General features: G+C 66.5%; 15 protein-coding genes. 7 read left to right on the plus strand and 8 right to left on the minus strand.

Annotation, left to right across the window (positions count from 1 at the left end; genetic code table 11):
* Positions 1–93 precede the first annotated feature (93 nt).
* The 6 genes from BUE39_RS00415 (at position 94) to BUE39_RS00440 (ending at position 6,150) form a co-directional block, all read left to right on the plus strand.
* A complete protein-coding gene (locus tag BUE39_RS00415) occupies positions 94–1,152 on the plus strand; it encodes an extracellular catalytic domain type 2 short-chain-length polyhydroxyalkanoate depolymerase (RefSeq protein ID WP_073426935.1) in 1,059 nt (352 codons plus the stop codon).
* Between the two features lie 78 nt (positions 1,153–1,230).
* Positions 1,231–1,800 (plus strand): hypothetical protein, encoded by a 570-nt coding sequence (locus BUE39_RS00420; RefSeq protein WP_073426690.1) that lies wholly within the window; start codon positions 1,231–1,233, stop codon positions 1,798–1,800.
* On the plus strand, positions 1,797–2,429 hold the full coding sequence (locus BUE39_RS00425; protein WP_073426691.1) for a hypothetical protein: 633 nt from the start codon (positions 1,797–1,799) through the stop codon (positions 2,427–2,429). Before BUE39_RS00420 ends, BUE39_RS00425 begins: the two co-directional genes overlap by 4 nt.
* Before the next feature lie 135 nt (positions 2,430–2,564).
* On the plus strand, positions 2,565–3,182 hold the full coding sequence (locus BUE39_RS00430; protein ID WP_073426692.1) for a hypothetical protein: 618 nt from the start codon (positions 2,565–2,567) through the stop codon (positions 3,180–3,182).
* 104 nt (positions 3,183–3,286) lie between these two features.
* The gene (locus tag BUE39_RS00435) at positions 3,287–3,904 is read left to right on the plus strand and encodes a hypothetical protein (protein ID WP_073426693.1); all 618 of its coding nucleotides are present in this window, start codon (positions 3,287–3,289) and stop codon (positions 3,902–3,904) included.
* Between the two features lie 218 nt (positions 3,905–4,122).
* Positions 4,123–6,150, plus strand: a complete 2,028-nt coding sequence (locus tag BUE39_RS00440) for a hypothetical protein (RefSeq protein WP_073426936.1) — start codon at positions 4,123–4,125, stop codon at positions 6,148–6,150.
* 209 nt (positions 6,151–6,359) lie between these two features.
* Here the strand turns inward: BUE39_RS00440 and BUE39_RS00445 are convergent, their stop codons facing one another.
* On the minus strand, positions 6,360–7,268 hold the full coding sequence (locus tag BUE39_RS00445) for a LysR substrate-binding domain-containing protein (protein WP_073426694.1): 909 nt from the start codon (positions 7,266–7,268) through the stop codon (positions 6,360–6,362).
* A gap of 126 nt (positions 7,269–7,394) precedes the next feature.
* Here BUE39_RS00445 and BUE39_RS00450 point away from each other — a divergent pair, with 126 nt between their 5' ends.
* Positions 7,395–8,414 carry a zinc-dependent alcohol dehydrogenase family protein gene (locus tag BUE39_RS00450; protein WP_073426695.1) on the plus strand — a complete coding sequence of 340 codons (1,020 nt, stop codon included), beginning with the start codon at positions 7,395–7,397 and terminating at the stop codon, positions 8,412–8,414.
* Between the two features lie 139 nt (positions 8,415–8,553).
* Here BUE39_RS00450 and BUE39_RS00455 read toward each other — a convergent pair whose 3' ends face one another.
* The 7 genes from BUE39_RS00455 to BUE39_RS00485 all read right to left on the minus strand — a co-directional run bounded on the left by BUE39_RS00455 (position 8,554) and on the right by BUE39_RS00485 (position 18,024).
* A complete protein-coding gene (locus BUE39_RS00455) occupies positions 8,554–9,654 on the minus strand; it encodes a lactonase family protein (RefSeq protein ID WP_412534829.1) in 1,101 nt (366 codons plus the stop codon).
* Positions 9,655–9,835: 181 nt separating this feature from the next.
* Positions 9,836–11,392, minus strand: coding sequence for a methyl-accepting chemotaxis protein (locus tag BUE39_RS00460; protein ID WP_073426697.1), 1,557 nt, complete (start codon positions 11,390–11,392; stop codon positions 9,836–9,838).
* 96 nt (positions 11,393–11,488) lie between these two features.
* Positions 11,489–12,682 (minus strand): GGDEF domain-containing protein, encoded by a 1,194-nt coding sequence (locus BUE39_RS00465; RefSeq protein WP_073426698.1) that lies wholly within the window; start codon positions 12,680–12,682, stop codon positions 11,489–11,491.
* A gap of 358 nt (positions 12,683–13,040) precedes the next feature.
* On the minus strand, positions 13,041–13,943 hold the full coding sequence (locus BUE39_RS00470; protein ID WP_073426699.1) for an endo alpha-1,4 polygalactosaminidase: 903 nt from the start codon (positions 13,941–13,943) through the stop codon (positions 13,041–13,043).
* Between the two features lie 15 nt (positions 13,944–13,958).
* Positions 13,959–15,332 (minus strand): exopolysaccharide Pel transporter PelG, encoded by a 1,374-nt coding sequence (gene pelG / locus BUE39_RS00475; protein WP_073426700.1) that lies wholly within the window; start codon positions 15,330–15,332, stop codon positions 13,959–13,961.
* The gene (gene pelF / locus BUE39_RS00480) at positions 15,332–16,990 is read right to left on the minus strand and encodes a GT4 family glycosyltransferase PelF (RefSeq protein ID WP_073426701.1); all 1,659 of its coding nucleotides are present in this window, start codon (positions 16,988–16,990) and stop codon (positions 15,332–15,334) included. The genes pelG and pelF overlap by 1 nt, the downstream gene beginning before the upstream one ends.
* A complete protein-coding gene (locus BUE39_RS00485) occupies positions 16,987–18,024 on the minus strand; it encodes a hypothetical protein (RefSeq protein WP_073426702.1) in 1,038 nt (345 codons plus the stop codon). Before BUE39_RS00485 ends, pelF begins: the two co-directional genes overlap by 4 nt.
* Positions 18,025–18,027 lie beyond the last annotated feature (3 nt).

Genomic DNA, 18,027 nt, shown 5'->3' on the forward strand with positions numbered 1-18,027 from the left:
CATCCGGCGAACATCAGAACCTACAGGAGCAACGGTATGAATGCGGCAGCCGTCATCGATGATTCGTTATTCAGAACTTTCAGGCAACGCGGCATGCGTCAGCGTCTCGCTCTGCGTTTGCGGCTCGGCGCACTCGTGCTGGCCGCGACGCTCACGAGCGCGAACGCGGCGGACCTCGCCGCGCTGCCCGCGCTCGGCGCGAATCTGCAACAGACGTCCGTCTCCGGGCTGTCATCGGGCGCCTTCATGGCCGCGCAATTCGACGTGGCGTGGTCGAGCCGCCTGGTCGGCGCGGGGATCGTCGCCGGGGGCGCGTTCGATTGCGCCGGCGAGTCCGACTTCATCGCGCCCGCCGTGGCGGCCGTGACGTTGTGCATGCAGCCGGCCGGCGCCGCGCCGTCGGCGGAAGGCGCATGGCGCGCCGCGCAGCGTTACGCCAAGGCGAAACAGATCGACGACCCGGCCAACTTGCGCGAGCAGCGCTTCTACCTGTTCAGCGGCGCGAAGGACACGGTGGTCGCCACGCGCGTGGTCGATCAGGCCGAACGTTTCTATGAACTGGCTCAGGTGCCGAAGCCGAACATCCAGTATCAGCGCCACCCCGAAGCGGGCCACGCGTTGATCACGAACAATCCCGAAGACTCGCCGTGCAGCGCGAATCAAGGCCCTTACATCAACAACTGCGGCTTCGAGCAAGCGCACGAGATTCTGCGCTGGATTTACGCACGGCCGAATGCACCCTTGAACGCGCCCGCCGCCCAGGCCGGCGGCCAGTTGCAGAGCTTCGACCAGCGCGCGTTCGATCCCGAGCGCCGCGCGTCATTGGCCGATCTCGCCTACGTCTATGTACCGGCCGATTGCCAGCGCGTCGCGTGCGGCGTGCACGTCGCGTTTCACGGCTGCGTGCAAAACGCCGCCGCGGTCGGTCAACGCTTCGTGCGCGGCGCCGGCTACAACGAAATCGCCGATACGAACCGCCTGATCGTGCTCTATCCGCAAACCGAAAAATCGGCGGTCAATCCGCTCGGCTGCTGGGATTTCTGGGGCTACACGAGTCCCGATCCGATCCATCCCAACTTCTATTCCCGCGAGGCGCCGCAAATGGCCGCGGTAATGAAGATGATCGAGCGCCTCGGCGGCGCGCGTCAGTGAACAGCGCCCTTGCTTACTCGAACTCGCTCTGAACTCAACCCGAACTCGACCCGAACCCGATCCGAACCAGGAGCCGTCATGCTCTCGACCTTTATCACGCAGTGGGAAAGCGCCAATCTCGCCGCCTTCCGTTTGTTCAGCCAGCTCGTCGCGCAGTCGGCTCATCCCGCTGGACTCGCGGGCGCCGCGACCGATCCCGGCGCGTGGCGCGCGCTCACGCGCACCGCGTTGCAAAGCGCCCAGCAGTACAGCGCCGCATCGCAGTCGGCATTGGACGCCGGCTGGCGCGAGCAGCGCGAGCGCTTCGCGCTGACCGGCGCGGCGGCCGCGATCAAGGAACTGGCCGCGATTCACGCCGACCTCGCGACGCGCATCGCGCAAGGCCACGCGCAACACAGCGGCGCGCTCAGCGACGCCGCCGCGCAATACCTCGACGACCTCTCGCGCAGCCGCAATGCCACCGACGCCGCGATGGCCTTCGGCCGCTTCGCGACCGACCTGCAGGCGCAGAGCCGCGCGCAAGCGCTGCATGCCGCGTCGGTTGCCGGCAGCGTATCGCCGGCGCTCACGCAGTGGGTCGAAAAGCACCTCGCGGACGGCACCACGGACACCACGGACGCGACCGACACCACGGAGCCAGCGCAATGAACATCCAACTGCGCTTCATCAACCGGTCCAACGATCGCGGCAACAGCGAAGTGGTGCTGTTCCAGCGCAACGTGGTGCCCGATTTCGACGAGCTGGCGATCGCGTGGAAAGTGATCCGCTTCTGCGGCCGCGACTGTGTCCATCCGTTCGTCTACTCGACCTCGATCGAAATCGCGCTGGGCGACGAGCACGGCAACTACTCGCCGCGCGCCACCGCGCAGGATGGCGAACGATTCACGGTCGGCGTCCATCCGACCGGCCGCGCCCGGCTCGTCGCCGAGCCGGCGCCGGCGGGCGGCATCGGCGCCGGCGCGGGAATCGAGGTGGTCAACCGCATGACGCGCGGCGCGGTCAACGTCAACGCGTTCAGCGCGGGCAAGCTGATCGCCGCCAAATGGGCCGTCGCGCCGGCCCAGAAGGCCGTGTTCCGCTTCACGCCCGTGCTGTGGATCGGCGCCGCGTCGCAAGTGCAGGAAGGCCGCGCGCTGAGTTCCGCCGTGCTGTCGAGCGACAACACCATGCTGCCGCTCGCGGGCATCGCCGCGGCCGACATCGTGATGACGGGCGGCGGCGGCGGCGCCGACGCGCAGCCCTTCGGCTTCGCGCTCGAAAACGTCGTGCACGTGTAGCGCCTTTCACGCGACGACGCCCGCCGCACGGCGGGCTCCCCTCCGGTTTCGTTTGACGGCCGGCCCGCCGGGCCGGCCGGTGGGAAGGTGCGCGGCAAACCGATTGCCGTATTTCAAACTTCAAGGAGCAGGCAAGTGGACATTCAGCTTAACTTCGTCAACCGTTCGAATGACGCTAACAATTCGAGCATCGTGATCTTCCAGAAAAACGTCGCGACCGACTTCGACGAACTGGCGATCGCGTGGAAGGTCATCCGCAACTGCGGCCAGGGCGACAATCATCCGTTCAAGTTTCCGATGACGATGAACGTGAGCGCGAGCGACAGCTATGGCAACTACATGCCGCAGCAGCCCGCGAGCAACGGCCAGGTGTTCCAGATCGTGCGCTCCACCTCGGGCGACGTGCTCACGCTCGGCACCGAGCCGGGCAACAGCTCCGAGGTGCAGGTCCGCAACGATCTGCCGAACGGCGCGGCGAACGCGACCATCTACAAGGACGGCAGTCCGCTCGCGACCAAGACGTCGATCGCGCCGGGGCAAAAAGCCGTGTTCCAGTTCAAGCCGACGCTGTGGATCGGCGTGGCGTCGCAGATCGAACAGGGCGCGTTGCTCAATTCGGCGGTGATCTCCGACATCAATACCGAGCTTTCGCTGCTCGGCATTGCCAGCGCCGACATCGTCATGACGGGCGGCGGTCCCGGCCCGCGTTCGCTGCCGTTCACGTTCCGGCTCGAACACGTCGTCATGGCTTGACGAGGTCGCGGCGTCCCACACGCGGCAACACCCAGGCAACACCCAGGCGGCGCCGGACCTCGCATGGTCCAGCGCCGTCTCACTCCATTCGGAAAAGGTCAGTCATGGACATCCAGCTCAACTTCATCAACCTCTCCAACGACGTCAACAACAGTCAGGTCGTGATTTTCCAGAAGAACGTCTCGACGGATTTCGACGAACTCGCGATTGCGTGGAAGGTGATCAGCAACTGCGGGCGGGGAGACAATCATCCGTTCGTGTTTCCGATGCAAACCACCCTCACCGCCAGCGACGCCGACGGCAACTACATGCCGCAGCGGCCCGCGCAAAACGGCCAGATGTTCAGCGTCACGCGCGCGGCTTCCGGCAATGTGCTGGGCGTGGCGGGCGCAGCGTCGAGCTCGCGCGAGATCCAGTTGCGCAACGACTTGCGCAGCGGTGCGATCACGGCCGGCGTGTTCAAGGACAACCGGCTGCTCGCGCACAAGACGGGCATCGTGCCGGGACAGAAGGCCGTGTTCGAATTCAAGCCGACGCTGTGGATCGGCACGGCGTCGCAGATCGAGCAAGGCGCGGTGATGAATTCGGCGGTGCTCTCCGATATCAACACCGAACTCTCGCTGCTCGGCATCGCGCGCTGCGACATCGTGATGACGGGCGGCGGCGGCGGCACGACGGCGGTGCCGTATCAGTTCCGGCTCGCGAACGTGGTGATGGCTTGATCGAACGCCGATGCCGTAAAACAGCCGGCCCGCATGTCGCGGGCCGGTTCGCTTTTGAGCGCTCGAAAACACCATCACGCAAGACCTCGATTCATCGCGCATAGTGGCAAGCCCACGGCGACGAGGCTTACGTAAAACTTCCAATCAAGTTGTACAGTAAGGTGCCGTTAATCGCGTCAATGCCATTCCTCCTCGACCTGGAATTACCCATGCGCCGATTGATCGTCTCCACCGCCCTGCTCGCCTGCCTCCCCTTCATGTCCGTGTTGCTCGCCGCTTGCGGCGGCAGCGCCGCGTCGCCGCGCATGGTGGAGGGCAGCGTGTATCTCGGCCCGGTCGCGGGCGCGACCATCAGCGCGTATGCGATCGATGCCGGCGGCAAGATCGGCGCGACGCCGGTCGCGCGCACCATCAGCGATGAAAACGGCCGCTTCGCCTTGCCCGCCGATCTGCATTGGCCGCTGCTGCTGCGCGCGAGCGGCGGGTCGTATCTGGAGGAAGCCACCGGCACGAGCGCGTCGGTCGACGGCGGCACGTTGTCCGCGGCGTATGTGGCGAGGCCCTCGGCAATGCTGGTGTCCGCGTTTTCGAGCGCTGTGGTCGCCGATGCGCAGGCCGCGGGCGGCTTGACGCCCGCGAATATCGCGGCGGCCGCCGCGCGCGTCGCCGCGTTTCTCGGCGGCATCGACCCGCAGCAAACGCCGCCCGCGTTCGTCGCCGCGCACACGCCGACCGGCACGGTCACGGACGGCAACCGCATGGCGCTCGCGCTCGGCGCGGAATCGCAAAGCCGCGGCGACACCGGCGCGACGCTCGCGGCCAGCGTGCAAAACATCGTCGCGCAGTCGGCCAGGGGCGACACGCTGGCCGCTTGCCACGCGGGCGCGGGCAACCTCGCCGCGGACGGCACGCTCGCCGCGCCCGCCGACGAGGCTTGCCCGGTCACGACCGGCGCGGCGAACTTCAGCGTGAATCCGCTGAACCGCTCGGGCATCACGTCGTTGGCGATGCTGAACGCCACCCAGGCATCGGAGAATCAGACCGCCACGGCGTCGGCCGCCGCGTGCGGCGACCGCGTCGCCTTGCTCGCTGAAAACCTGTGGCTGTTCCAGGGCCGCAAGAACGACGTGCAGGCGTCGCTCGCGCCGGGCATGACGAGCAGCAACTGGTCAACCTATCCGACCACCAGCACATGGGGCCCGCACGCCGCGAGCTACGGCAGGATCGCGCCGCCCGCGTCGTGCGCCGACGTCGACACGTTCAGGCGCGAACTCGTGATGGCGATCGAGAACTACTGGGTCGATCAGAACCTGAACTACTGCCACCATCACATTCCGGGCTGGACGCCGCCCGAGAACACCGGGTCGATCGACTATCGCGATTCGTCGGCCGGCAGCACCAGCGGCGGTTCGGCCGACGCGCATTCGGCCAGCATGACCTGCACCGCGCAGCGCGGCGCCGACGGCGCGCAGACCATTCAGACCTCGGCGTCGCAAACGCCCGCTCCGATCACGTCGCAAGCGCTGATGTGGAACGGCGCGGACTGTTCGAATTTCACCTCGTGGGTCTATAACTTCGCGGGGCTCGCCAGCAATCAGTTGTCGGGCGCCATCGGCGCGCAGGCCTGCGCGACGCCCGCCAGCGGAGTCGATCCGTTGACGGGCGTGCTGCTCGACATCAACCGCGGCAACATCGGCGCGATGGAGCAACACCTGTTGCCCGGCGACCTGCTGTACATCACGCAGAAAGACAAGGTCGGCAGCGGCACCTTCGCCGACGACTACAAGCTCGCGCACGTGATTACGTGGACCGGCAAGCGCTTCAGCGATTTGCAGGCCGGCGCCGATCGCGCGAAATACGACGTGAACCGCATCGGCCAACCGGACTCGCGGCTGGGCGGCGACTTTCAGGCGCTGCTCGGTCCGACCGATACGCTCGCGAATCTCGGCCAGCCCGGACACGATCCGTGGATGATCATCGACAGCCACTATGCCGGCCCCGCCTACCGTCCGTTCCTCGGCTGGTACGCGGGCAGCCTCTCGCACGTGCGGCGCATCATCGGCGCGGACGCGGCCGCGGCCGATCCGCAACTCGCCGCGCTCGTGATCCGGCCGCTGCCGCCGACGCGCAAAGGCTGGCTCACGCTCGCGTCGAAACAGGCCAACGCGACGGCCGGCAGCGGCTACCGGCTCGTCTATCAGACCACGGGCACGCAGGCCTGCTATCAGGCCGGCACGCCGCAATGAAGCTCGCCATGCGGCAGCCGCATGGCGACGTCGAATCCCGCCTTCAGCATGTCGACATGATCTCAGGAGCTTTGCCGAATCGATCGATCCCGGTGGCCGCAGGCGAACTCGCCCAAGGCAATCTGGACCTCTCGCGGCGGACCGAGGAACAGGCCGCCTCGCTGGATCGAAGAGCCGCGAGCAGCGCTGCTCTACGCCGCCCCGCCCGCTCATATCCGCGCCAGCACGCGCGGCACTTCCTCGACGAGCGCGTCGATCGCGACGCGCACCTTCGACGGCATGTGACGCGCCTTCGGGCGCACGACGTGCACCTCGGCGCCCAGCACGCTGTTGCTGTCCATCACGAGCACGAGGCGGCCGTCGCGCAGGTAAGGCGCCATCAGCCAGCACGGCAACCACGCGAGGCCCGCGCCGGCAGCGGCGGCGTCCGCGATCGCCTGCAAGTCGTCGTAGCGCAGCCGCGCCGCAAGACGGCACTCGTGCACTTCACCGTCCGCGCCGAGCACGCGCCACGGCGCACTTTGTCCGCCGCGCCCATAGGCGATGCTCACCTGCGAACCGAGTTCGTCGATACCCGACGGACGGCCATGCCGTTCGAGCCACGCGGGCGACGCGCAGATGCCCATGCGCTGCACGCCGAGCCGGCGGCCCACGAGCGTCGCATGATCCGGCAGTGCGCCGATCCGCACGGCGAGATCGAAGCCGTCCTCGACGAGATCCGCATTGCGGTCGCTGAACGACATCTCGACATCGAGCAGCGGATGACGCTCGACCAGCTTCAGTATCACCGGCGCGACGCATTGCCGGCCGAACAGCACCGGCGCGCTGATGCGCAGCCGCCCGGCGGGCTCGCGGCGGCCGGCGTCGAGCGCCGCCTCGGCCGCGCCCAACTCCGCCATCACGCGGCGGCATTGCTCGTAGTACGCATGCCCTTCGTCGGTCAATCCGAGTTGTCGCGTGGTTCGCTGCAACAGCCGCACGCCCAGCCGCTGTTCGAGCCGGGCGACGATCTTCGCGATCGCCGAGCGCGTGACGCCGAGGCGCTCGCCCGCCGCGGCGAAGCTCCCGGCCTCCACCACGTCGACAAATTCGGCAACGCCGCGCAACCGCTCGTCCATGGCTTGCGCCTCCTTTTTTCGCCGCCGCGTTGTGTCCTGGCAGGCGACGGTAAGTCGTCAAAGTCTCGTCAATGCGTCCTTCGCAGCGACACTATCATAGGTGCTCCAATCACATCGGGAGTCGCTATGAACGCATGGAAATTGAAACCCGGCGGCGGCATCGCCGGTTTGCAGCGCGGCGATGCGGCGGTGCGCGCGCCGGGGCCGAGCGAGGTCGTCGTCAAGGTTCACGCGGCGTCGCTCAACTATCGCGATCTGATGTTCGCGCGCGGCGACTATCTCGGCCTGCGCGATGCGCCGCTGATTCCGCTCTGCGACGGCGCGGGCGAGGTGGTCGAGGTGGGCCGCGAGGTGACGCGCTTCAAGCCCGGCGATCGCGTGATCAACACGTATTTCCCGCACTGGATCGATGGCGGCCCGGCGCCGTGGAAGGTGGCCGAGTCGCCGGGCGCGCACATCGACGGCGTGCTGGCCGAACGCTTCGTCGCCGGTGAAACGAGCCTCGCGCCGATCCCGGCGCATCTCGGCTATGAGGAAGCCGCGACGCTGTCGTGTGTCGGCGTGACCGCATGGAACGCGCTGTTCGCGGACGGCGACGCCAAACCCGGCGCGACGGTCGTGCTGCTCGGCACGGGCGGCATGTCGATCTGCGCGTTGCAACTGGCGCACGCGGCGGGTCTGCGCACGATCATCACGTCGTCGAGCGACGAGAAACTGGAGCGCGCGCGCAAGCTCGGCGCGAATGAAACCATCAACTACCGGCGCACGCCCGAATGGCAGGACGAAGTGCTGCGGCTGACCGATGGCGTGGGCGCGGACATCGTCGTGGAGGTGTGCGGCCGGGACACGCTGCCGCGCTCGGTGGCCGCCACGAAAATGGGCGGGCTCGTGTCGATCATCGGCGGCGTGAGCGGCTTCGCGGGACCGGAGCTCGAACTGCTCGCCGTGATCGGCGGCATCAAGCGGCTGCACGGCATCATGGTGGGCAGCCGCTCGATGCTCGACGAAGTCGTCAAGCTCGTCGACGCGCATCGAATCAGGCCGGTCGTGGATCGCGTGTTCGCTTTCGAGGATGCGCCGGCCGCGTATCGGCATCTCGAGTCGGGCCAGCACTTCGGCAAGGTGGTGATTCGCGTCGCGCCGTAACGCGGCGCTGCTCGATCCTTGATGTCGTCGATGTCGTTGATGTCGTGAATGAATCGAAGCAAGGCGGTGTGCATGCCGCGTGTCACGGCACGCACGTTGGCAGCTTCATGCGCGGCGCCCGCGGGCGCCGCGCCAGCACTCAATTGCCATTCGTGCCGTCGAACCGGACGATCTCGATCCAGTTCGCGCCCTTGCCGACCGGATACTGACCGATTGCGCTCAACGCGCCGCTCTTACGGTCGATGCGGTAAGCGCTCAGGCTCGTCGACAACTGCCCGGCCGCCAGCAGGTAACGGCCCGACGGATCGATGTTGAATCCGCGCGGCTGCTTCTCGGTCGGATACGTGCCGATGCGCGTCAGCTTGCCCGAGGCCGTGTCCACCTTGTAGGCCGCCAGCGTGCTGGAGGTGCGCTCCGACGCGTACAGAAAGCGTCCGTCGGGCGTCAGGTGGATATCGGCGCCCCAGGGTTTGTCGCCCGAAAAGTCGAGCGGCAGGATCGAGATGGTCTGAATCGCCTTGACGTTGTCGCCGGCGCGATTGAACGCGAGCACGTGCAGCTTGCCGTCGAGTTCATCGATCAGATACGTGAAGCGCTGATCCGGCGAAAACACGAAGTGGCGCGGACCCGATTTCGGCGGCAGCGAATAGGCGGGCGCGGCGTCGTCGGCGAGGCGGCCGTTGGCGGCGTCGAACTTCAGACGCAGCCACGCATCCGCGCCGAGCACCGAGGCGAACGCGAAGCGGTTGTCGGACGTGGTGCGGATCGCATGCGCCATCGGTCCGGTCTTGACGGTCTGCTGCACGTCGCCGGCCACGCCGTCGCGGCCGATCGGGTTCACCGCCAGCAGGTTGCCGCCGTAGGAGGCCGACAGCAGGTAGCGGCCCGTCGCGTCCGTCGAGACGTAGGCCATGCTGTCCGCGAGCGGCGCTCGCGCGAGTTCGATCAGCCGGCCGTCGAGCGGATTGACCGCGAAGCTCACCACGCGATACGGCTTGGAACGCAGCCCCGCGTACAGCCGCAGATGATCGGGCGACAACGCGAGGGGCATGACCGTGCCCGCGACCGCGACGGTCTGTACCGGCGCGAGCGCGCCGTTCGATTCGTCGAGGCTGAACACCGAGATATCCTGGCTGTCGGCATTCGATACATACGCATAGGTCGCCGCCTGCGAGACGCCGGACACGACAGCGGTGCCCAGCACGAGGGCGGCTACACCCAGGGCGCGTTTAACGCTCATGCTCATACTCCCGTTGGAAAGATTGGAATCGTTGGAATGATCGGAACGACCCGCGTCGGCGAGTCAAGACTCACCGGACGACGGATCCGGCTCGCAGCTTATCTCATCGCGCGGCGCGTGCCTGATCCGGCACGGCCGCGCGTCGCGATTAATGCACGGCTAACGCGCGGTTAATTCGCGGCTAGTTCGCGGCGAGTCGGAATGCGGACACGGCATGCGTCATCGACTGCGCCTGCTGTTCGAGCGCGCTCGCGGCGGCGGCCGCCTGTTCGACCAGCGCGGCGTTCTGCTGGGTCACCTGGTCCATCTGGCTGACCGCCTGCCCCACCTGCTCGATGCCGGCGCTCTGCTCGACGGTCGCCGAGGTGATCTCGGCCATGATCGTCGCGACGCCCTGCACCGCGCCGACGATCTCGTTCATGGTCTGCCCCGCCTGCACGACGAGTTCGTTGCCGCTGCGGATATCGTCGACCGACGCGGCGATCAGCGCCTTGATTTCCTCGGCGGCGTTCGCGCTGCGCTGCGCGAGCGTGCGCACTTCGCCCGCCACCACCGCGAAGCCGCGGCCCTGCTCGCCCGCGCGCGCCGACTCCACGGCCGCGTTCAACGCGAGGATGTTGGTCTGAAACGCGATGCTGTTGATCATGCCGGTGATCTCGGCGATCTTGTGCGAACTGGCCGTGATGGCCGTCATCGTCTGCACCGCGCGCTGCACCACGTCGCCGCCGCGCTGCGCGACGTCGGCCGCGTTGGCGGCCAGCGTGCTGGCCTGACGCGCGTTGTCGGCGTTCTGCTTCACCGTCGAGGTCAGCTCCTCCATGCTTGCCGCGGTTTCCTCCAGCGAAGCCGACTGCTGCTCGGTCCGGCTCGACAGATCGACGTTGCCGGCGGCGATCTCGCGCGCGCCGCCGTGGATCGCCTCGCAATTCACGCGCACGTTCGAGACGGTCCGCGCGAGTCCCGACTGCATCCTCGACATGGCGTTGAATAGCTGGCCGACCTCGTTCTTCCCGCCTTCCGGGATCGACGTGGTCAGATCGTTACCCGCTATCCGGTCGAGCAGCGCGGAGGCCTGCTGCAACGGACGGATCACGATCCCGCGCAGCGCGAAATGCGTCGCCACGATCAAGGCGAGCGCGAGCGCCACGCCCGTCACCACCATGCCGACGACCCACGCGTATTCGCGGTCGCCCTGGGCGGCGGATTCCGTGGAGAGCGCATCGGCGAGCTTCTGAAACTTCTCGACGTTGGCCGAATACGCCGCGCCCGAGGCCGTGACGTCCTTGTCGTTGATCGCGACGTAGGCGTTGGTGTCGCCGCGCCGCAGCGCGTCGAATGCGGTGTTCAGGAGCGCGGCCAACGAGGTCGACGAATCGAGAAGCTGTTGCTTCAACGCTTCGTCCTGGCCGGGAAAGAGCGCTGCCGCGCGGAACGCCTTCGTTTCGCGATCCGCTCGGTCCAACGTGGTCTGCGCGCTTTTGAGCGCGGAGTCGCGCGTCTGTTCGTCATTGCGCTCCTTCAATGCCGAGTAGGCGCGCGTGAGCGCCGCGCGGGTGCGGGTCGTGTCTTTATAGGCGTCGTTGACGAGCACTTCCTGGCTCGCGATCTCGTGCAGAAGCCGGGCGTTGTCGTTGGACCGGCCGAGCGTGAGCACGCCCACTACGCCGCCGAACAGGATCATCCCTGCAAAAACCACCAGCACCGCGAGGAGGCTATGTCTTATTGTCAAATTGCGCATCGAGCCAGAGTCCGTTGGTTATCGTATGACTCGTTAACGACCGGGATGCGCCGACCTTTAATTCCGGCTGAACACCGCTGCCAGCTTCGCGCGCGCTCAGGCCATGTCGAGCGTCGAAGCGTCCCGCGTCTGATCCGACAACTCGGTGAGAACCCGATTGCGTCCGGCACGTTTCGCGGCGTAGAGCAACTGATCGGCGCGCGCCAGCAACGCCGCGACCGCCTCGCCAGGGCGATAGCGGGCAATGCCGGCACTCGTCGTGACGCGCAGCGTTGCGTCGATTTCGTCGAAGCGCGACGACTCCAGCACGGTGCGCAAGCGCTCGGCGATCCGGTACGCGAACTTGCCGTCGGCGCCCGGCAGCAGAAGCACGAATTCCTCGCCGCCGATCCGCCCCACCACGTCTTTCTCGCGCACCGCGCCGCGCAGGATCGCGCCGAACTGGCGCAGCACCGCATCGCCGGCCGCATGGCCGTAACGGTCGTTGATGGACTTGAAGTTGTCGATATCGAACGCGATCAGCGCGAGCGGCTGGCTTCGCTTGTCCGCGACGCGGCGGCCCGCGAGGCGTTCGAACGCGCGCCGGTTCAGGGTCTCGGTGAGCGAGTCGAGATCGCGTTCGAGAACGAGCCGGTCGATCACGTCCGACATCGCCGCGGCCAGCAGCACGAGTCCCAACACGGCGCCCATCAATGCGAGCGACAGTTGCAGCAGAACCCAGAACATGCTCTGCGCGAAGGGCGCGGTGCTATGCGGCAAGGGTTGAATGACGGTGAGCGACGTCCTGATGAAAAAACTCGCGCCGAAAATCAGCAGCACCCAGAGAAGAATGTGATTGATGGTGCGGCCACGGCAGCGTTTCCTGAAACGGAGCGCGGTGAACACCATCAACAGCCCGGCGCTGAAATTCAGAATGTAGATGCGCACCAGCAGGTTCGAGGCGACGTAGGAAAAGTAGTACATGCCGCCCATCACCAGCATGAACATCGACGCATGCGCGGCGAACCGCAACCGAAGCCCGGCCCTGCGCAAGACGCCTTCGGCCAGCAGTTGAATACTGGGCACGTAAAACGCGGCCGATAGCAGCGCGTTCGCTCGCCATTCATCCGGCAAGTGACATATCTGCACCGCCGAGCCGAGTGCGAAAGCACCAAAGGAAGCGGCCAGAAAGCGCAGATAGCGCAGCCGTTTGTCGTAGACCCACGCCCAGGCGAAGCTGAGCGCAAAGACGGCGGTAATGCCTGGGATGATGAGTTGAATCAGTTGATTGGGCGTTATATGAGCGGGCATGTGGCTCGTTCTCCGCTGCGCTGCCGGCCCGGAACAATCGGGCAATCGGGCCTGTGGGCGGCGGTTTCGACAGAGCGTGTATCGTCGCCAGCCGCCATTGACGACTCTGCCAGAAATGGACGTGGCGCCCGGTACGGCCGCACGATTGTACGCTCCAGGTGAGTGAACCGGACGCCTCGCGGGCAAGGCCGGTTCGCTCATAGGCGCTCAGGTCCGTGTTTGGGATTGGGTCTTTCGAGGCCGTATTCAAGGCCGCTCGACGCGGCAAGCTGCGAGTCACGCCGCCGCTACGGCCCGCCATGGCCCGCCATGACCCACTACGGGCCGGGTCTGCGTTCGTCGCGTGCCTGCGCCACGGCTACTGCTTCATCGCGCGAGCCGGCCCCGTGCCCACCGTTTGCAGACCGCCATCCGTCACATACGGAACGATGCCCGCCGCGCTGATCCGGCTCGCGGTCTGGGTCGCGCAGGCGTCGTCCGCGGGCGCGCAATAGTCGATTGCGAGTACCGGCAGCCGGTATTGCTCGCGAATCGTTTTCGCCTGCCCCAGCAGCCATTCGCGATCGGCCGGCGCGATCTCCGTGTAGCGCTGCCCCGCCTGGTCCCAGCCGCGATACAGCGATTCGAATGCCACCGCGGACACCAGCGAATGAACCTGCGGCAGGATCTCGAAGCCGCGATTGAAAATCAGCCGCGCACGCGGAAAGCGCGCCTTGATCGCGCGAACGACCGCGACCAGACCGCGTTCCTGCCGCGCCCTCGCTGCATCCGTCTTGGCGACGAGCTGGTAGGAATCGAGCGTGTCGAGAAAGAAGCCGCGATAGCCCTTCTTCCACAGCGGCGCGATCACATGCTCGACGTAGAACGCGGGCCAGTCCGCCGCGTCCTGATCGATCACCGTCGCGCCCCACACCGCGTTGTCGCCGGCGAGCCAGGCCTTTGGAATCGCCGCGTAATACGAACGCTGCGGCGTCACCTCCCCCACGCTCACATAGGCGAACCATGCGGTGCGCGCGCTTTTGTGCCTGAGCGGCTCGAAGCCGCTGTCCGGTTCGATCACCGCGACATCGAATTCGCGCAGCCGGCTGACCGGCGGCTGCGCGCCGTAAAAGAGCGCAATGGACGGCGCGACGCCCGCGTCGGCCGACGCGCGTTCATGCGCGACCGACGACAGCAAGCCGACGATCACGAGACGCGCCGCGCACACGACACGCCGATAAACCCCGCGCATCGAATCACGCCCGCGCAGCGCATTGCTCATCCGAAATTCTCCCGCCTAGTTGCGCAGCATGTAAGTCTCGTACTCGAGCGACGCGAATTTGCGGTCCAGCAGCATCACCGCGGCCATCACGACGACGAGCAGCGCGAGCGCGAAACCATAGCCGTACCAGTCCGGCCCGAGCCACAGCGTCATGCCGGTGAACAGCCCGTTCAGCACGACGAAGGCCGCCGTGAGCCTGAGCACGGCGCGGCGTCCGTCGAGATAGAAGAACACGTTCAGCAAACCGAGCAGCAACACTTGCAGACTGGCCGAGATCACATCCACGATGAGCAGCGGCAGATACAAGGTGGAAATGCCCAGCGCTTCGAGCACGAGGTGGCCGAACGCGAGAATCAGCAGCAGCACGACAGCCTGGATTTTCACGATCTCGAAGAGCCCCGCGCGCACGCTGCCGACCATCATGTCGCGCATGTCGTTGATGTGGCGCAGCGTCGCGCCGCTGCGCACGGCGTCGTAGAAGCGGTCGTAATACTCGACGAAATCCGCCTCGATCCGCACGAGGAAGGTCGCCATGCCGGGCATCACGCACACGTAGGCGATGAACACGGGAAGGTCGTAGATCACCGATGCATGCAGCGGTCCGATCACGCGCGCGCCCGTTTGCGGCGCGTACCAGAACATGAACTTGTCGATCCACACGCCGAGATTGAACAGCAGCCCGACGAGCGCGAGGCTCGGATACGCGAAGCGCTTTTCCAGCACCTCGAACGAGATGAAGCGCTCGCTTTGGTAGTTGCGGTAAATCAGCCCCGACAGCCCCGCGAGCAGCACGATATGGCCCGCCACGAAGCCGCCGAGCAGGCCCGGAAGCCCATGACGATTCAGCATCAATGCGAACGCGACGGTGCAGCCGTAGCCGAGCGCGAATACATAGAGAATCTGCCGATATTGTTTGACGCTCGACAGAAAGATCACCGCGATCCAGATATTGCTGACGACGACGAAGCCCGCCACCATCAGCAGCCGATAGACGAGCGGCTCGCTGCGAAAGCCGAACGCCGCCGCGAGCACGCCCAGCACGCCCGAGGCCGCCGTCGAGATCAGCACGACGCCGTTGTAGTTGGACAGCACCAGATCGTCGCGCTTTTCGAACAGGCGGTCGGAGATGAAGCGCGTAAACGACAGTTGCAGCGGCCCGGTCAGGATCAGGCTGCAGGCGATCAGATACGTCACCGACACCTGGAACTGCACGATCGCGTACTTCGGTATCACGAACGCGAGGCTCAACAGGCCGATGATCAGAATGCCGAAGATCGACAGAATCAGCGGCCCGGAGCTGATCAGCCCCGCATAGGCGTAGGCGCGCGCGACGCCGAACAGCGTCTGGTGCTTGAGTATCTTGCGGAGTTCGAAACCGATGCCGGCCATCAGCGCACCTCTTGCGGTTGAAGCCGTGCGCCGCCGTCCGGCGCGCCATGATGCATCGGACAGCCGCCGCGCGCGGCGGCGGCCTGGCCGCTCGCGCGATCGGCCCGCGTGGGCGCGGCCGTCAAACGTTCATACAGCACACGGTATTGATCGATCATCTGCTTCTTCGTATAGAAACGCCGCACGCGCGCGAGGCCGGCCTGTTGCGCCGCGAGCCAGCGCGGTTCGTCGCCGAGCAGGTCGAGCACGGCTTGGGCGAACGCGGCCGGATTCGCGATCGGCACGACGCTGCCGGCCGAACCCAACGCGCGATCGTCGTCGCCGTAGCCTTCGATCAACTGGCGGCATGAGCCCACGTCGGTCGTGATCGCCGGCACGCCGGCCGCGAAGCCTTCCAGCACGACGAGCGGCAAGGCCTCGCTGATCGAGGTCAGCGCAATCACGTCCACTTGCGGCAGGATCTCGTCGATGCGCTGAAAGCCGAGGAACTTCACGTTCGCCGCGAGCCCGAGACTTTGCACCAGCGCGCGGCACTCCAGCGCATAGGCCGGATCTTCTTCTTGCGGGCCGACGATCCAGCCTTCGATATCGGGCATCGTCCGCGACGCGATAAAGAGCGCGCGAATGAAGGTCTTGATGTCCTTGATCGGCACCACGCGGCCGATCAGCGCGACCACCTTGCGCGCACGCGCCACGCGTTGCGCGACGAGCGGCGCGAGCGCCTCCACGTCCACGCCGTTCGGAATGTTGCGCGTGCGCGAGGCCTGCGCGCCGTCGGCGATCTGCCGCTGGCGATTGGTCTCGTAGAGCGCGACGATGTCGTCGGCGGCGTCGTAGGCGAGCTTGCCGAGCGCTTCGAAGAAACGCACCCACAGTTCGCGGAAATAGCTGATCCTGGAGATGTCGCGTTCGAACGCGCCGCGGTTGTCGCGGATCCACTGGCTTTGCAGCAGGTCGATCTTGCGTTCCTTCGTGTAGATGCCATGCTCGGAGACGAGCAGCGGCCGTCCGCTCCGATAATGCAGCAGCGCGCCGAGAAAGCCCGCATAGCCCGTCGACACCGTGTGATACATCTTCGCCGGCGGCAACTGTTCGGCCACGCGCGCAAGCTGCCACAGCGGCTTGTGCATGATCCGCACGGTCCAGAAGTAGTCGGTAAACGAAGGGTCCGTGCAATAGCGATGGTACTGGTCGACGATGAAGTCCCACGCCGCGCGGCTGGAGAGAAACTGTTCCTCGTTGAGCGGGCCGTGGTCGCCGATCAGTTGCACCATGTCGGCCATCAGCGCGCCGGGGCTTGAGGCCAGGTTCGAGCCTGAATTCGAGCCGCCGTTGCGCCACGCGTCGTGCAAGGCGGCCGAGCGTGCAAACGCTTGCGCATCGCCGGGAATTTCACGCGACGCCTCCTTGTCGGCGAGCGCCGCTTCGTACAGGTAGTGCGCCTCGAAATGCACGACGTTATCCGGCAGCGCATAGGCGGCGCCTTCATAGTCCTCCTGGCGGCTGCCGACGAACACGATCGAAAAGCGCAGTTCGGGATACGAGCGGATCATGTCGTTGACCCAGCTCGACACGCCGCCGCGCACATAGGGGAACGTGCCTTCGAGCAGCAGGCAGACATCGGCGTCCGCGGCGCGGCGCAGCAGTGATGGTTTCATGTTGACCAGTAACGCGCGACAGGTTTGAGCATCGGCAGCGTCGCGGCATTGCCGAGCGACGCCAGCAGTTCGGACACGCGCGGAAAATCGCCGCGCAGGAATTCGACTTCGGCCAGCCAGGGCACGAGGCGCTCGCGCGGAAAGCCGAGCGCCTGGGCACGCGCCATGTAGGTGGCGGCTTCGTCGGCGGCGCCGTTCGCGAGCGCGAGGCGGCCGCGGATCATCCACAGCGCGGCGTCGCCGTCGTCGATATCGAGCGCCGCGCGGGCGTGGCGATCGGCCTGCTCCAGCGTGTGCCGGTAGACCGCGCCTTGCACCAGGTTCTGATAGATCAGCTCGAAATACAGCTCGGCAAGCTGACGATTGATCGCGTGACGCCGCGCATCGGTGCTCGCCGTTTCCAGGCTTTGCGCGGTCTGGAAGATGCGCTGCGTCACCTCGTTTTCCGCCTGATCCAGCGTGCCGTAGGCGATCAGGCGCACGTCCTCGACCGGGTCGGCAAGCAATTCGCGCAGCAACGTGCCGGTGGTGCGCGTCGGCATGGTTTGAATCGCGACGAGCGCCGACAGACGATCCGACGCATTCACCTGCGTATTCACGATGCGCGCCTGCAAGCGCGCGCCGCCGCCGTGCGAGACGCGCGACATCAGATGCGTGACGAACTCGGGCGCCGGCACGTCGTCCAGTTCCTCGCCGCTGTGCGAGCGCGGATAGCAGGCGGCCCACAGGCAGCTCGCAAGCACCACGAGCCCGCCGAACAGCGGCACGAACGCGCAGCCGAGCCACAGCAGCAGCACGCTCCAGCCGCGCGGCTCGCGATAGCGCACCGGCAGCAGCGCACGCACCAGCAGCGCCTGGAGCGCGCCGCCGAGCCCGTCGATCGCGACGACGGGCAGCAGCGGATCGAACGCGGTGTGCCGGTTCGCGATGCGCCAGATCAGCGCAAACTGCACGAGCGCGATGAGCACGATGCCGGCGAAAGCGGCGCTGGCGCGGAGCACGCTCGACGCGCGGCGGGTGGATTCGGAGCGCATGGC

The sequence above is a fragment of the Paraburkholderia terricola genome, assembly GCF_900142195.1.
Classification (GTDB): Bacteria; Pseudomonadota; Gammaproteobacteria; order Burkholderiales; family Burkholderiaceae; genus Paraburkholderia; species Paraburkholderia terricola.

What these genes read in the sequence shown, in the direction of transcription:
- BUE39_RS00420 (WP_073426690.1), top strand. Translation starts at nt 1,231, where the DNA reads ATGCTCTCGACCTTTATCACGCAGTGGGAAAGCGCCAATCTCGCCGCC.
- BUE39_RS00450 (WP_073426695.1), top strand. Translation starts at nt 7,395, where the DNA reads ATGAACGCATGGAAATTGAAACCCGGCGGCGGCATCGCCGGTTTGCAG.
- pelG (WP_073426700.1), bottom strand. Translation starts at nt 15,332, where the DNA reads ATGGCCGGCATCGGTTTCGAACTCCGCAAGATACTCAAGCACCAGACG.
- BUE39_RS00485 (WP_073426702.1), bottom strand. Translation starts at nt 18,024, where the DNA reads ATGCGCTCCGAATCCACCCGCCGCGCGTCGAGCGTGCTCCGCGCCAGC.
- BUE39_RS00470 (WP_073426699.1), bottom strand. Translation starts at nt 13,943, where the DNA reads ATGAGCAATGCGCTGCGCGGGCGTGATTCGATGCGCGGGGTTTATCGG.
- BUE39_RS00425 (WP_073426691.1), top strand. Translation starts at nt 1,797, where the DNA reads ATGAACATCCAACTGCGCTTCATCAACCGGTCCAACGATCGCGGCAAC.
- pelF (WP_073426701.1), bottom strand. Translation starts at nt 16,990, where the DNA reads ATGAAACCATCACTGCTGCGCCGCGCCGCGGACGCCGATGTCTGCCTG.
- BUE39_RS00435 (WP_073426693.1), top strand. Translation starts at nt 3,287, where the DNA reads ATGGACATCCAGCTCAACTTCATCAACCTCTCCAACGACGTCAACAAC.
- BUE39_RS00415 (WP_073426935.1), top strand. Translation starts at nt 94, where the DNA reads ATGCGTCAGCGTCTCGCTCTGCGTTTGCGGCTCGGCGCACTCGTGCTG.
- BUE39_RS00460 (WP_073426697.1), bottom strand. Translation starts at nt 11,392, where the DNA reads ATGCGCAATTTGACAATAAGACATAGCCTCCTCGCGGTGCTGGTGGTT.
- BUE39_RS00465 (WP_073426698.1), bottom strand. Translation starts at nt 12,682, where the DNA reads ATGCCCGCTCATATAACGCCCAATCAACTGATTCAACTCATCATCCCA.
- BUE39_RS00445 (WP_073426694.1), bottom strand. Translation starts at nt 7,268, where the DNA reads ATGGACGAGCGGTTGCGCGGCGTTGCCGAATTTGTCGACGTGGTGGAG.
- BUE39_RS00455 (WP_412534829.1), bottom strand. Translation starts at nt 9,654, where the DNA reads ATGAGCGTTAAACGCGCCCTGGGTGTAGCCGCCCTCGTGCTGGGCACC.